The following is a 14,592-nucleotide window of genomic DNA, read 5'->3' as shown; positions in this document are numbered from 1 at the left end:
CGCGAATATAGCTCAGGGCGATTTGAGTTAGCAACAGGCAATGTTGATCTTTATGATCTGATTTATATAAGAAATTTCTGATATGTGGTTTTAAGTCGTTGAAGTTAATCCGGGATTCTGATTAGGAACACTCCGAAAAAAATTTATTTTTGTTGATCATCCCTACGACTTCACCTTAAGAATAATCGCAAGAAATATCCTAAACACTAATGTATTTAGAAGAGAAACAGTCCCCATTAAAAATCATTCAGCAGGCGAGATTCAGGCAGAAAAAAACCCGCAGGAAGCGGGTTTGAAAGGGTCAGCTATTACGCTGTAAATGGCTACTGACAAAGGCTCGACAGCGCTCAGAGAGTGGGTCATTAAACACCTGCTGTGGCGGGCCGGACTCCTCGATTTTCCCTTGATGCAGAAACACCGCTTTGTTGGACACGTCGCGCGCAAAACCCATTTCATGGGTGACGATAATCATCGTGCGCCCCTCTTCTGCCAGGCTGCGAATAACCCGCAGCACTTCGCCCACCAACTCCGGATCGAGCGCTGATGTAGGCTCGTCAAACAGAATGGCCTTGGGCTGCTGTGCCAACGCGCGCGCAATCGCCACGCGCTGTTGCTGCCCACCCGAAAGCTGCGAAGGCCACGCGTTGCGTTTTTCATACAGCCCGACACGCTGCAATAAAGCTTCGGCTTCTTCAATCGCTTCCTTGTTGCTGCGCTTCTGCACATGAACCGGCGCTTCAATGATGTTCTGCAATACCGTTTTATGCGGCCAGAGATTAAAACTCTGGAACACAAAGCCGAGCTGCATGCGCATCAACTTGATGCGGCGTTGCTGCTCGCGAGTCAGTTTCTCATCGGGGTTATCGATGGTCACTACCTCATCCCCAACCGCGATTTCCCCGCCCTGCGGCACCTCCAGGAAAGGAATACAGCGCAGCAGCGTGCTTTTGCCAGAACCGCTGGCACCGATCAGCGATATCACATCGCCGTCATGCGCGGTCAGGCTAATGTCATGTAGCACTTCATGCCCGCTATAACTTTTTCTGAGATGGCTCAGGGCGATAGTGGGTTTACTCATTGTCGTGCTCCAACATGATAAGGGGACAAACGGCGCTCCAGCAGCGCCACTGCTTTGCTCACCAGTACGGTCAGCAGCAGGTAAATAATCGCCGCGCTGATAAACACCTCCAGCGCGCGGAAGGTTTCCGAAACGATTGAATCCGCAATACCGGTCATCTCCATCAGGCTGATGGTACTAACCAGAGAAGTGGATTTAATCATCGAGATAATCTCATTGCTGTATGCGGGTAGCGCCTGACGCACGGCCAGCGGCAAAGTAATCCGGCGCAAAGTGGTGAAGCGCGACATGCCGCACACCTTCGCTGCCTCCAGCGACTGGACGCTGACAGCATTCAGCCCGCCACGCAGTATCTCCGAGGTGTAAGCCGCATCGTTCAGCACCAGCGCAATCAAGCCACACCAGTAAGGGTCGCGCAGCAGCGGCCATAACACGCTTTCGCGCACTGCGGGTAAGCTACCAAGTCCGTAGTAGATCATGAAGATCTGGATCAACAGCGGCGTACCGCGAAACAGCCAGACGTAAAAGCGCGCGAATACACTGCCGAATCGATTCTGTCGCAACAGATTCAGCAACAACGCCAACACTCCACCGCCCAACAGCGACAAAACGGCCAGATTCAGCGTGAGCGGCAAGCCACGCAGCAACGCGCTCAGCGTATGCTGTAAGAACGTGAAATCCATGGTGGCTCCTTACAACCGCGCGCGTTGTTGCCCGCGCATGGCCACTTTTTCCACATAGCGGAAAACAAAATCGGAACAGGTGGTGATGATCAGGTAGATCACCGCGCCGACGCTGTAAAAGAAGAACGGCATTTGTGTGGAGTTGGAGGCGGTGGAAATCTGGTTCATGGTTTCCACCAAGCCAGTCACTGAAACCAGCGCAGACTCCTTAATCACGGATTGCCACTGATTCCCCATGCCGGGCAGTGCCGTTCGCAGCGCTTGCGGCACAATCATGCGGCGGAACAGCATCAGCCGTCCCATACCGGTGACGGTTGCCGCTTCCAGTGTGCCCTTCGGGATGGCGTAAAACGCACCGCGAAACACACCACTTTGATAGGCGCCAGAGATTAAGCCAATCGCGATGGCGCCCGCGACAAAGCCGTTCACATCGAACGGTCCCTGCAAGCCAAGCGATTCACCAACGAAAGACACCACCTGGCGTCCACCAAAATAAAACAGGTAGATCACCAGCAGCTCAGGCACGCCACGGAACAGCGTAATGTAGCCATTGGCGAGGCGCTGCTGCCAGCGCGCGCCACCAATCTGCATCCAACAGAGCAGGCTGCCGAGCACTGCGCCCAACAGCCATGCACACAATGAAACGGTGACGGTCACCGTAGCGGCGTTAAGCAACACGCCGCCCCAGCCTTCATCACCAAAACCTAACAGTTGCCAGTCAATAGTCATAAGCGCTTAGCATTACTCCGCTGGCGCGACGTTCTCGCCGAACCATTTTTCTGACAGCTGTTTCAGCGTGCCATCTTTGATCATCGAAATTAACGCGGTATCCAGCGCTGCTTTCAGCTCAGGATTGTTTTTCTGAATGGCAATAGCGGAACCCTGCCCTAACACACCACCGGAGAAGCCATAGCCGGTGCTGTTCACGGTATCGGCGTGTTTTTTCACATAGGCATTCAGGTTGGTACGTGAAGCCATCACCGCGTCTACACGTCCGTTAAGCAGATCGGCGAAGGTTTCTGGACCGGCCTGATAAGTACGGATGGTCGCCACATCGGCAAGGTATTTGTTAAGGAAATCAGCCTGGATGGTTGCAACCTGAACGGCGATGGTTTTGCCTTTGAACTTGGCTTTCAGTGCATCAATGGCTTTTGTCATACCTGCATCATCACCTGCCTGCACCACTTCACCGTTACCAGGCAATGTGTCAACGGCGCTGCCTTTCAGGGTCACGAAACCCGAAACGCTCACAGTGTATTGATGGGTGAAATCCACCACTTCTTCACGCTTTGGCGTCACGGTGACCGCATCAATTACCGCGTCGTATTTGCCATCGACCAGGCCTGGGATCATGCCCGACCATTTTTGCGCCACGATTTCGTATTTGAAGCCCGCGCGTTTTGCCAGTTCAGCCACCATATCTGGCTCATAACCGACGATCTTGCCGCTTGGCGTAGATTGGTTAAACGGAGGATAAGCCGCCTCAGTGGCGAATTTCAGGGTGCCAAAATCTTTGGCCTGTACCAGTGCAGAAGCAGCTAACAGCAACATGCCTGCGGAAGCGGTGAAAAGCCCTTTACGCATCATCATAAAACCTCAGTGTTCATTATTTTTAAGAGAGTAAATCGATGGCTAAACGGGCTAATGCCTGAGTGCCTGCGTGAATACTGCGCTCATCGGGTTGGTAATCCGAATTATGCAGATGGTCATCGCGCCCTGGGGCACCGGAGCCAATGTGTATCTGACAGCCCGGCGCACGTTCGGTAAACAGCGAAAAATCTTCCGCGCCGAAACTGGCGCTGGGTTTACCGATTATCGGCTTGCCAAACTGGTGCGACAAAATCGCCTCTAACGCATCAATTAGCGCATCATCATTCATTAACGGCGGTACACCGCGCTGATAATTGACGTCGATTCGCGTGTTGAGCGACAGTGCGACACCGGCGCAGATGCGTTTGAACGCCGTTTCGATATGCGCACGTGCCTCTGGCGATTTCGCCCGCACCGTGCCCTGAATGAGACAGCTATCGGAAATGATGTTGTGTGTCGTGCCGCCATGTATGTGGCCGATAGTCAGCACCGCAGAATTGGCCGGATCGAGTTCACGCGAAATGATGGTTTGCAGTTGGCTAACCAGACTAACCGCCGCAATGATTGGATCGGTGCCCATATGCGGACGTGCCGCATGGGTCGATTTACCGTGCACCACCACATCAAATTCATCACTCGATGCGGTACTGGCACCGCGCGTCAGGCCAATCTCGCCCGCCGCCAGTTCGGGTTTGTTATGTAGCGTGATCGCCAGATCAACCCCTTCCGCTGCCCCATCAGCGATCATCGCTTCGGCGCCGCTGTCGGGTGTCTCTTCGGCAGGCTGGAAAATCAGGCGAACGGTACCTTTTAACTGGGCACGGTAGTGCGGCAAGATCGCGGCTACGCCCAGCAGGGTGGCGGTGTGAATGTCGTGGCCGCAGGCATGCATTTTACCCGGATAGGTGCTGCTAAAGGGTAAACCGGTTTGTTCGTGAATGGGTAATGCATCCATATCGGCACGCAGCAGGATTGTTTTCCCAGGCTGGTCACCGACGATATCGACCATCACCCCCGTTCTGCCCACACCGGTTTTTGGCTGCAGGCCAAGGCGCACTAATTCACGCTCTACGAGACTGGCAGTACGGATGGTGTCGAAACCGAGTTCAGGGTGTGCGTGAATATCACGGCGGATGGCGATGAGGTGCGCCTCTAAACTTTCACTTCTAGCGCTGATATCCCTGGCTAAAGCATCTTTAAGGTCGGTCATGTTTGCAGTGATCTTTTCAGGCGGGTGCCTGGCCTTTATGGCATTTTTATTAAGCTTGGCCTCGTATTTATTCACAGCCCCCATCAGATTGCAACGCGCAATACCATGGGTTACTTGCTGAATTTTCGTGATATTTCCTAATACACTGCCTGAGCAGGATAAAACACTGCCACTGCATTAGCAGTCAGTTATAACATTCATGATCCCGCCAAGATCATCAGTTTTACTGATTTTGATATTGAACAAAAAATCCCAGCATTCCCCCTCACTTTACTTGCGCCATTAACCACTCACGCACCGCCAAAACCGTGGCTTGTTCCCTCGGGCGACGTGGAGAAACCAGATACCATCCGGCATCCACTGTCATATGCTGGTTGAATGCCGACACTAAGCGTCCGCTGGCGAGATCGTTTTGCACGAACTCTGGGCTGGTGAGCGCAATACCTTGTCCACTGATGGCCGCCTCCAGCGCCAGCGCCGTCTGGTTAAAGCGCAGATGATGTTGATGCTGCATAGTGGCATCCGGGAAAATGAAAGACAGGAACGCAGGCCAGAGATGGTGCCCGTCATGCAGCAAGGCATAGCGCAGGCAATGATCACGCACCCGCGGATCGCCCAGCTCCGCCAACAGGGCTGGGCTGACAACAGCCATAACATTTTGACTAAACAACAGTGTGGCATCCAGCCCTGCGCCAAACGGCGGGCGGCCGTATCGCACCGCTAAATCTACCCCCTCATGATGAAACTGCACCAATCGTTCTGAAGCCAGCACGCGCAGGTCGATATCCGGCCAGGCTGCAGTAAATGCCGGTAAACGAGGCAGCATCCAGCGGCTGGCAAAAGTGGGCGTGACACTCAAGGTCAGGTGATTGGGTTCGGGCCGCAGAGCGCGGGTTGCCTCATCAATTAACTCGAAAGCCTGGCGTACACTCACGGCGTAACCAGCGCCCGCGCCGGTTAACGCCAGCGTGCGGGGCAAGCGATCAAACAGCTTTAAACCCAGACTGCTTTCCAGCCCACGGATCTGTTGCGCCACCGCGCCCTGTGTCACGCCGAGTTCTTCCGCTGCTAAGCGAAAGTTAAGATGCCGTGTCACCGCTTCAAAGACCTTAAGCGCGTTGAGCGGTGGCAGCGTAGTAAATCCTTGGATCATCCTGTAGTTTTCCTATCGTCAATTGCGAACCAGACTGACTCTCTCATGATGCTAACAACCACTATACTGCGTGAAATCAGCTATAAGTCACTAAGGAATTAAAACCATGACAGTAGAAAAAGTAGCAGTGATCATTGCAGGCGGCAGCGGTATGGGTGCGGCAGCGGCAGAAAAACTGGCGAGTGAAGGATTTAAGGTCGCCATTCTCTCCTCGTCGGGTAAGGGAGAAGCGCTGGCTGATCGTTTAGGTGGCTTGGGCATCACCGGTTCTAATCAGTCGGTTGACGATCTGACAAAACTGGTTGAGACAACCATCGCACGTTGGGGTCGTATTGATGTGCTGGTAAATAGTGCAGGTCACGGTCCACGCGCCCCGATTTTGGAACTCAGCGACGATGACTGGCAGCGCGGCATGGAAACCTATTTCCTGAATGTGGTGCGCGCTGCGCGCCTGGTCACGCCCTTTATGCAAAAACAGGGTGGCGGCAGCATCATCAACATCTCATCAGCCTGGACGTTCGAACCTACCGATATGTTCCCCACTTCAGCGGTATTCCGTGCGGGTTTGGCCTCATTCACTAAGATCTTCGCTGACACCTACGCGATGGACAACATCCGTATGAACAATGTGTTACCGGGTTGGATCGATAGCCTGCCGAAAACCGATGAACGTCGTGATAGCGTGCCATTGCAACGCTACGGGACATCTGAAGAGGTGGCCGCGACCATCGCCTTCCTGGCGTCACCGGGCGCGGCTTACATCACCGCACAAAACATTCGCGTTGATGGCGGGGTAACGCGCAGCGTGTAATGCGTCGTCAATACTGCACAATCTTTTGAGCAGCGTAACCATAACGTCCTCACAGTCGGAAAACCAAGACGGGTCTCGTCGATCGGTGTTTAAAAAACCGTCAGAATAGTCTTATTCGCAGCGGCTACCGGTTAACCGCAGCCACTGACTACTCCTTTAAACTTTCTGACTTGAGGTCGTTATGCAAATGATTTTACGTGCGCGCCTGAATGCGCTTTTCAACCCTGAACGTCACCAAATCTGGCAGTGGATGCTGAGTGGCTGTGCGCTGTTCTGGATTTTAGTGGTGGTTGCCGTGATGGGTCTTCGTTGATTCAGTGTGGCTGCAGCCGTGCGGAAAGTTGTTCCGGCGGCAGCAGCTCAAACGCTTTTTTCATTACCCGCGCTTCTTCCGCCGGACTGCGGCCAAACATGCGTTTAAATTCCCGATTAAACTGAGAGTCGCTTTCATAGCCCACTCGTGCCGCCGCGCCCGCCGCCGTCAGGTTATCCCGAATCATCATCAATCGTGCCTGATGCAAGCGCAGTGATTTGAGATACTGAATCGGCGATGTCTGGGTGACAGTTTTAAAATGCAGATGGAAACGCGCTACGCTCATCCCCGCTTCGTTCGCCAGGTGCGGCACATCCAAAGGCTGTTTCCAGTCAGCATGAATACGTAGTAACGCCCGCGCAATACGACCAAAGTGCCCCTGATACGTCAGCGCTGCACGCACCGCCCCACCCAGCTCACCCATTAATACCCGAAAGCAAATCTCCTCAACGCGTGCCGGCCCCAACACTTTCGCCTCAAGCGGATCGCTCAGCGCTTGCAACAAGCGTAAGGTGCTTTCCGCCAGAGCATCATTGACAGGCGTTGAGACAATCCCGGCTGGAGGTTCCGTCAGCGCCTTTTCAACATCGGCCAGTTGTGCCACCAAACGTGCCACCATGGTCGCATCCAGTCGAATGGCAATACCGAGCAAAGGCTCTTCCGAGGTCGCTTCGGTCTCGGCAGAGAAAGGCAGCGGCACCGACAGCACCAGATAATGCTGCGCGTCGTAGCGATACATCTTATCGGCAAGAAAAGCCCGCTTTGAACCCTGACAAATAATGATGATGCTGGGCTCATAAAGTACCGGCGTTCGTGACCATTGTTGGTCGGCGCGCATAAAACGCACGCTCTCCAGCAACGACTCGGTATAGCCTTCCTGACGCGCCAACTGACGTAGCAGATGGCAAGTTTGCTGTTGCACGCTGTTCGACATAAGAATTTTCCTGAGAGATTCAGGCAAAGCATAGCCTTGTAAATTTCATTAGCACAATCGCGACGAGAGAATCAGGCAAAGATGCACCACTTTCCGGTCTATTGGCCCTAAGCGTTTTTTTTAACAATGGCTTCCTCAACCAAAGGAGAAGCCACCATGAACCCCAATGCAAAAGTGATTATTCTGACCGGTGCCAGCAGCGGTATCGGCGAAGGGATTGCCCGTTACCTGGCACAGCAAGGCCACACCTTGGTACTTGGTGCCCGACGTACCGAACGTCTCGCGACGTTGTGTGATGAATTGCGTAGCCAAGGCGCAGTCGTCGATTATCTTGCCACGGACGTCACCCAACGCAGTGATACGCAAAAGCTGGCGAATTTTGCACTGGAAAAATATGGCCGCATCGATGTAATGATCAATAACGCGGGCGTGATGCCGCTCTCGCCGATGAGTTCAATGAAGGTCGAGGAGTGGGATGCGATGCTGGACGTCAATATTCGTGGCGTGCTGTACGGGATAGCGGCGGTGTTGCCGACGATGCAGACCCAACGCGCCGGGCACATTATCAACATCGCCTCGGTAGGGGCGCTGACGGTGTCACCGACCGCCGCCGTCTATTGCGCGACAAAGTTTGCCGTGCGCGCCATCTCAGATGGTTTACGCCAGGAATCACGTGAACTGCGTGTCACGGTAATCAACCCCGGCGTAGTGGAGTCTGAACTCGCTGATAGCATCAGCGATAGCGTGGCGCGCGAAGCGATGAAAAGCTATCGTCAGATTGCACTCAAACCCGAAGCCATTGCTAAAGCCGTCGGCTGGGCCATCGATCAGCCTGGCGAAGTTGATGTCAACGAAATCACTGTGCGCCCTACTGCCAGCGGGCATTGAGGCTAAATAAGCGTGGCGATTTCAGGCTGAAATTCGTAAAAATCGCTGCGGCGTTTCGCCCATTAACCGACGAAACATGGAGATAAAAGCGCTGGGGCTCTGATAACCGAGTTGATTGGCAGTGCGCAACACGGTTTGCCCCTGCGCCAGTTGCACCAGCGCTTCTGAAAGTCGCAGTTGCTGACGCCACTGGGTAAAGGTAATGCCGGTTTGCTCGCGGAACAGTCGCGCCAGCGTGCGTGAACTGGCACCCACCCGCTGCCCCCACTCCTCCAATGTATCGCTGCTGGCCGGGCTTGCCAGTAACTGCTGGCAGATATTGAGCAAGCGACGGTCGCTCGGCAGCGGTAAATTGCACACCGGGCCATCGGCAGCGCGATGAATCTCATCCAGCAACAAAGGTGAAATCAATGCTACCCGAGTCAACTCGGGCTGCGGTTGCAATTCAATTTCCACTAGCGCTTGCATCAACGCCTGCAGCAACGGCGAGATCAACATACTGCGCGCCTGTGGCCAGAAAGCGCGGGCCAGTTTCGGATCGAGATATAAGCTGGTACTGCGGATATCGCTTAGCGCTGTCAACGCATGCGGTAACGTCCCCGGCAGCCAGAGTGCGCGACCGGGCGTTAAGGTCCAGGAAGCCGTCTGCGTTTGTACCCGCATCACTCCTTGCGTGCAAAGCACCAACTGCGCCACCTCATGCGCGTGCCAGCGCTCCTCACGACCCGCGTGATAATGCATCTCGCGCGTGGCGAGTAAAGGCTGTGGTGGCGTCATCTCCGCCGCAAGTGGTTTCTGCAACACCCTTTCACCCAATCCCGTTAATTTGCCGTTTGATGTCTGCTCTGCGTGATTAGTGGTAAACACCGCGTGAATCCGCCAGCAGGACGCTATTAAATAAAATAGTAATGATTATCATTTGTATCACTAATTGGGGCCATTGGAACATATCGGGGAAAATAAATGCCGGGTCATCGCACCTTTAAGCGCAAGCCATTGAGCGCATTGCTGCTGATAATGATCAGCAGTGCGCCGGGCTGGGCCGCTGATAATAATAATTCAAACAATACACTGACCGTGACGGCCAACAGTGTCGATAGTGACAGTGGTGATGCCGACAGCTGGAATCAGGTGGCTAAGAAAGCTGATTCTGTCACGAAAAGCACGCGGCCGATTATCGAAACGCCACAAAGTATCGCCGTGATTACCCAGGCACAAATGGCCTCACAGGCGGCGTTGAATGTTCCGCAGGCCTTGCGCTATAACGCCGGGATTGGTGCGGAAGGCGGCGGTGCGGATTACCGTTTTGACGATATCTATATCCGTGGTTTTTCCGCTGACGAGTACCTGGATGGCCTGCGCTTACCCACGGTAACCTATTGGTCACGTCCGAATTACGACACTTTCCTGTTGGATCGCGTTGAAGTGGTTAAAGGCCCAAGCTCGGTGACATTCGGACAAGCCAGTCCTGGCGGCGTGATTAACCTGATGAGCAAGCGCCCGACGGCGGAGCCAATTCATCAGATATTCGTCAGTACCGGTAGCCACAATCTGTTTGAAACCGGCCTCGATCTCTCGGGCGCATTGGATAACGATGAACACTGGCTGGGCCGCATCACCGGCACCTGGTCACGCAATGATACTCAGGTCGATTACACCAAATATAAGCACTATGACATCGCCCCTGCGCTGACCTGGCAGCCCAATGACGACACGCGCCTGACACTACTCGGTCAGTTCCGCAAAGATCCCTACACCGGTTTCTATAACCAGATGCCGCTGGAAGGTAGCCTGATCAAACTGGCTCAAGGTAACTATTCAGACAGTTTCTATGGGGGTCAACCGGGCTTCGATTATTACCGTCGCGAGCAGGCCAGCATCGGCTATGACTTTATGCACAAATTTGATGACGTCTGGAGTGTGCATCAGAACCTGCGTTATCTGCACACCAGCAGCGACTATCAGATGGTGTATCCAACGGCCACGATAACCGATGGTTCGGCCACGGTGAGCCGCGACAGCATGCGGGTGATCGAATCGTTCAACGCCTTCGATGTTGACACCAATCTGCAAGGTAATGTGGATACCGGTGCGATCAATCACGCGCTGACGCTGGGCTTCGATTTTGTGCATGACGATCTGCGCCAAAACAGCGGTTATGGCAGCGCTTCGGACATCAGTTACCTCAATCCAGACTACAGCACGCCGGTTGAGTCACCGTCGATCGATTATCACAGCCGCTCGTTTATGACCCAGCAAGGTATCTACCTGCAGGACAGCATGAAGTGGAACAACTGGGTGCTGAATCTGGGTGGACGTTATGACAAAGCGCAAACCCGCAGCCAGAACTGGGTCAGCGGTGTGCGCACCGAGTTAAATAATTACGCCACCACTGGCCGTGCCGGGTTGTTGTATCACTTTGATAACGGCATCGCGCCTTATATTAGTTACGGCACCTCGTTCCAGCCGCAGGCGGGCACCTCCTTTGGCGGCGATCCATTCAAGCCGACCAAAGGCAAGCAGTCCGAAGTGGGCGTGAAGTATCAACCCAACGGCTTTAATGCGTTGTTTAGCGCCGCACTGTATGACCTGCGTCAGACCAACGTCTTAACCGCCGACCCGGATCACGCTAACTACTCGGTGCAAACCGGCGAAATTCGCTCACAGGGACTGGAGTTGGATGCCAAAGCGAATATCACGTCACGCTGGTTGGTTAATGCGTCTTATGCGCTGACCAATCCGAAAGTGCTTTCGGCCAACGACGATACCCAAGGCAAACAGCCGGTGGCCATTGCGCGTCAGACGGCAGCACTGTGGACCGAATATGCCTTACCTGGCGTGCTAGATGGCGTGACCATCGGCGGTGGCGGGCGCTACGTCGGCACCAGCTATGCCACCACGGACAACAGCCTGAAAGTGCCGGCCGCGATGATCTACGATGCGATGATGCGCTACCGCTGGCAAGACTGGCAGTTGGGGCTGAACTTGCAAAACCTGACCGACAAACAGTACATCAGCAACTGTAACGATCTCGGCTGCCACTTCGGCCTGCGGCGTCAGCTGATTGCGACGGTCAGTTATCAGTGGTGATACGTCGTCGAACACTGATTAAGGGGGCGCTGGCAGGCGCTGCCCTTTTTTCATTTCCGGCATGGGCACAGCCTGCGCCGCGTTGGGTGATCCTTGACTGGGGATTAACCGAAATGGCGCTGCTGTTAGGCATCACGCCGGTGGGTGTGGCTGCACCGGATTGGTATCGCCGCCTGTTCAGCCAGCCCGCTTTACCCTCCCAGGTTGCTGACGTGGGTTTGCTGTTCCAACCGAATTACGAAACGCTGTTTGAACTGCGCCCGTCTCAATTGCTGGTCACGCCCGCACACCGCATGGCGGAGGCACAGCTCTCCCGCATTGCGCCACTGTCCTATTTTGCCACCAGCGGCCCGAGTCCGTGGCAACTTGCACAGCAGAACTTTCAAAAGCTGGCACAGCTTGCAGATGACCCTACTCAGGCCGACAACGTGATGGCCAGACTGCAACAGCGCCTTGTAGTGGCGCGTCAACAAGCCGCGCGCTTCAAAAACCAGCCCATCTACTTGCTGCATCCACTGGATACCTTACACGTGCTGGCCCTTGGCGCAGGCAGCTTGTTTGTGGATGTGTTGGCGCTCTTAGACCTGCAACACAGCATACCGTTTGCCGTCAGCGCACAAGGTTACGCGACCCTGGAATTAGAAACACTGACTCAGCTCGCGCCCGGTTGGTTAGTGCTGCTCCCCTCCTGGCCCGAGATCGATATGACGCCCGTTTTACAATCACCGTTGTGGCATACGCTGACGCGCCCTGAAGGCCATCGCTTACTGTTGTTGCCGGACGGCCTCTCAACCGAGGGTGGCGTGCTGACTGCCGTGCGTTTTGCGGAAGCCCTGGTCAAAGCGCTGCAGGAGGCGAATCCTTGAGTCGCCATCCCGCTTCACTCACCTTACTGCTGTTTGCGATGGCCCTCATATTGTGTCTGGAGCAATTAGGCCATCAACTGCCTTGGCACGAGGCTTGGCAAGCACTGCGCGGTACCACTCGCCCGACGCTGGCGCAACAGGTGTTTACCCTGATGTGGTTGCCGCGTCAGGGTATGGCAATCCTGTGCGGCCTGGCACTGGGCTTTACCGGCGTGGTGATGCAGCAGGCATTGCGTAATCCGCTGGCGGAACCCATGACGCTGGGCATCGCATCCGGCGCAACTTTAGCACTCTCTTTGGTGACGCTGATGGCGCCCGCCTGGCTGTTGATTGGCCGGGAATGGATTGCCCTGAGCGGTGCATTCGTCGCCTTTGCCATGGTGATTTTACTCAGCCTCCGCCAGGGATTTACCCCACTGGCGTTAACCCTGGCCGGTATGCTGGTGAACCTGTACTGCGGTGCCGCCAATCTGCTGTTATCGATCATTTATGATCGTTCACTCTCAGCCGTATTTATCTGGGGCGGTGGCTCGCTGACGCAAGAGAATGCGCACGCACTGTGGTGGCTGTTGCCGCGCTTGCTGATGGCTGCCCTTCCTGTTTTATTCATTCTGCGCCCCTTGCGTCTGCTGGCGCTGGATGAGCGGGTCACGCGATCAATCGGCCTGCCCGCCGGATGGGTCCGTGCTATCGCGATTGCCTCAGCTCTACTGATCAGCAGCCTGGTGATCAGCGTGGTGGGAGTGATTGGCTTTATCGCACTGGCGGCACCGCATCTGGCCGCGTTAGCAGGCGCAAAACAGCTGCGGCAGAAACTTATCTGGTCGCCGCTGTTAGCTGCCGGATTGCTGTGGCTGACCGATCAAGGAGTCAGTCGGCTTAATGGCATCGATGGCCTGCTGCTCCCCACCGGCATGATGACTGCCCTGGCTGGTGCGCCGCTGCTACTGTGGTTTTTGCCGCGCCTGCGCCATATATTTCAGCCCGATGTTAACGAGCCTCAGACCTCGCCTTTTCCCGCTCGCCGTTTTGCGTTGCTTCCGGTAGTCATGCTTTTACTGATTATGTTGGCCGTTGCACTTGGATTTGCGCATGGGGTGAATGGCTGGCACTGGAATTCACTCAACGAAATGCGCGTGATGTTGCCGTTTCGTCTGCCGCGCCTGCTGGCGGCGATTGCGGCGGGTGTGTTACTGGCAGCCGCGGGGGTGATTTTGCAGCGTATTAGCCGCAATCCTATGGCAAGCCCTGAACTGCTGGGGATTGGTGCCGGTGCATCGTTGGGCATCACGCTGCAGTTGTTGCTGTGGCCAATGGCGGGCATGTCAGGAATGTTAGTCAGCAGCGCCGCCGGTGCCCTGCTGACGTTGGGGCTGACGCTGTGGCAAGCGCGTCACTATGCCCTCAACCCTCAACGTATGTTGCTAAGTGGATTGGCGATCACTGCGCTGTTCCAGTCGGTTGCCGCAATTGTGATCAGCAATAACGGTATGGCTGCCGCGATGCTGCGCCAGCTGATGACCGGCTCCACCTATTACGTCAGCACACCGATTGCCGCCATCGCGTTTTCCCTGGCACTGGTGCTACTGGCCATCACGCCGCTGCTGCGCCGCGCCTTAGTACTGCTGCCGCTGCATCAAATCCCGTCGTCGTTGGGTCTTAACATCACCCAATCCCGGCTGTTGCTGATGCTACTGGCGGCAACCATGACTGGCGTTGCCACCTTGATTGTTGGACCGCTGTCATTTATTGGCCTGCTCGGTCCCCAGTTGGCTCGCCAGCTTGGCGCGCGCAGGCCGATGGGACAACTGATGCTCGCCTCGCTGATCGCGGCAATGCTGATGATGCTGGCCGACTGGGCAGGCAGCAATTTGCTCTATCCGCGCCAAATCCCGGCAGGACTGATGGCAACACTAATGGGTGGTCCATGGCTGGCGCTGTTGCTGTGGCGACCGCTGAATAGCTCAAACTCATAG

The 14,592-nt window shown here is 55.1% G+C and carries 14 protein-coding genes; 6 read left to right on the top strand and 8 right to left on the bottom strand.

Features of this window, described 5'->3' with window-relative positions:
* Nucleotides 1–301 precede the first annotated feature (301 nt).
* The 6 genes from QMZ30_RS01595 to QMZ30_RS01570 form a co-directional block, all read right to left on the bottom strand.
* Nucleotides 302–1,078 (bottom strand): ABC transporter ATP-binding protein, encoded by a 777-nt coding sequence (locus QMZ30_RS01595; RefSeq protein ID WP_039330280.1) that lies wholly within the window; start codon nt 1,076–1,078, stop codon nt 302–304.
* Nucleotides 1,075–1,761: an ABC transporter permease gene (locus QMZ30_RS01590; protein WP_283226089.1), complete on the bottom strand. Its 687-nt coding sequence runs from the start codon at nt 1,759–1,761 to the stop codon at nt 1,075–1,077. The genes QMZ30_RS01595 and QMZ30_RS01590 overlap by 4 nt, the downstream gene beginning before the upstream one ends.
* A 9-nt stretch (nt 1,762–1,770) precedes the next feature.
* Entirely contained in the window at nt 1,771–2,490 is a 720-nt protein-coding gene (locus QMZ30_RS01585; protein ID WP_283226088.1) for an ABC transporter permease, read from the bottom strand.
* 12 nt (nt 2,491–2,502) lie between these two features.
* Nucleotides 2,503–3,351: a transporter substrate-binding domain-containing protein gene (locus tag QMZ30_RS01580; RefSeq protein WP_231568847.1), complete on the bottom strand. Its 849-nt coding sequence runs from the start codon at nt 3,349–3,351 to the stop codon at nt 2,503–2,505.
* 22 nt (nt 3,352–3,373) lie between these two features.
* Nucleotides 3,374–4,561 (bottom strand): M20 metallopeptidase family protein, encoded by a 1,188-nt coding sequence (locus tag QMZ30_RS01575; protein WP_283226087.1) that lies wholly within the window; start codon nt 4,559–4,561, stop codon nt 3,374–3,376.
* Nucleotides 4,562–4,826: 265 nt separating this feature from the next.
* Nucleotides 4,827–5,714 (bottom strand): LysR substrate-binding domain-containing protein, encoded by an 888-nt coding sequence (locus QMZ30_RS01570; protein WP_283226086.1) that lies wholly within the window; start codon nt 5,712–5,714, stop codon nt 4,827–4,829.
* 106 nt (nt 5,715–5,820) lie between these two features.
* Here QMZ30_RS01570 and QMZ30_RS01565 point away from each other — a divergent pair, with 106 nt between their 5' ends.
* Nucleotides 5,821–6,525, top strand: coding sequence for an SDR family oxidoreductase (locus QMZ30_RS01565; RefSeq protein ID WP_283226085.1), 705 nt, complete (start codon nt 5,821–5,823; stop codon nt 6,523–6,525).
* A gap of 181 nt (nt 6,526–6,706) precedes the next feature.
* Nucleotides 6,707–6,838, top strand: coding sequence for a hypothetical protein (locus QMZ30_RS01560; protein ID WP_268810637.1), 132 nt, complete (start codon nt 6,707–6,709; stop codon nt 6,836–6,838).
* A 1-nt stretch (nt 6,839) separates the two neighbouring features.
* On the opposite strand, the gene QMZ30_RS01555 is transcribed toward QMZ30_RS01560, so the two are convergent.
* On the bottom strand, nt 6,840–7,772 hold the full coding sequence (locus tag QMZ30_RS01555; RefSeq protein WP_283226084.1) for an AraC family transcriptional regulator: 933 nt from the start codon (nt 7,770–7,772) through the stop codon (nt 6,840–6,842).
* Nucleotides 7,773–7,928: 156 nt separating this feature from the next.
* On the opposite strand from QMZ30_RS01555, the gene QMZ30_RS01550 reads away from it, so the two are divergent.
* Nucleotides 7,929–8,660, top strand: a complete 732-nt coding sequence (locus tag QMZ30_RS01550) for an SDR family oxidoreductase (protein WP_283226083.1) — start codon at nt 7,929–7,931, stop codon at nt 8,658–8,660.
* A gap of 21 nt (nt 8,661–8,681) precedes the next feature.
* On the opposite strand, the gene QMZ30_RS01545 is transcribed toward QMZ30_RS01550, so the two are convergent.
* Nucleotides 8,682–9,527 carry an AraC family transcriptional regulator gene (locus QMZ30_RS01545; protein ID WP_283226082.1) on the bottom strand — a complete coding sequence of 282 codons (846 nt, stop codon included), beginning with the start codon at nt 9,525–9,527 and terminating at the stop codon, nt 8,682–8,684.
* A gap of 96 nt (nt 9,528–9,623) precedes the next feature.
* Here QMZ30_RS01545 and QMZ30_RS01540 point away from each other — a divergent pair, with 96 nt between their 5' ends.
* Genes QMZ30_RS01540 through fhuB form a run of 3 tightly spaced genes read left to right on the top strand, consistent with a single transcriptional unit; the run spans nt 9,624 to nt 14,592 of the window.
* The gene (locus QMZ30_RS01540; protein WP_283226081.1) at nt 9,624–11,750 is read left to right on the top strand and encodes a TonB-dependent siderophore receptor; all 2,127 of its coding nucleotides are present in this window, start codon (nt 9,624–9,626) and stop codon (nt 11,748–11,750) included.
* Complete coding sequence (locus tag QMZ30_RS01535) at nt 11,744–12,616, top strand: ABC transporter substrate-binding protein (RefSeq protein WP_283226080.1); 873 nt, start codon at nt 11,744–11,746, stop codon at nt 12,614–12,616. Before QMZ30_RS01540 ends, QMZ30_RS01535 begins: the two co-directional genes overlap by 7 nt.
* On the top strand, nt 12,613–14,592 hold the full coding sequence (gene fhuB, locus QMZ30_RS01530; protein WP_283226079.1) for a Fe(3+)-hydroxamate ABC transporter permease FhuB: 1,980 nt from the start codon (nt 12,613–12,615) through the stop codon (nt 14,590–14,592). The genes QMZ30_RS01535 and fhuB overlap by 4 nt, the downstream gene beginning before the upstream one ends.

This window comes from Pantoea sp. EA-12, from assembly GCF_030053355.1.
GTDB classification, from domain to species: Bacteria; Pseudomonadota; Gammaproteobacteria; order Enterobacterales; family Enterobacteriaceae; genus Pantoea; species Pantoea vagans_C.
The sequence above is the reverse complement of the archived record's forward strand: the minus strand, read 5'-3'. Positions and strand labels throughout refer to the sequence as shown.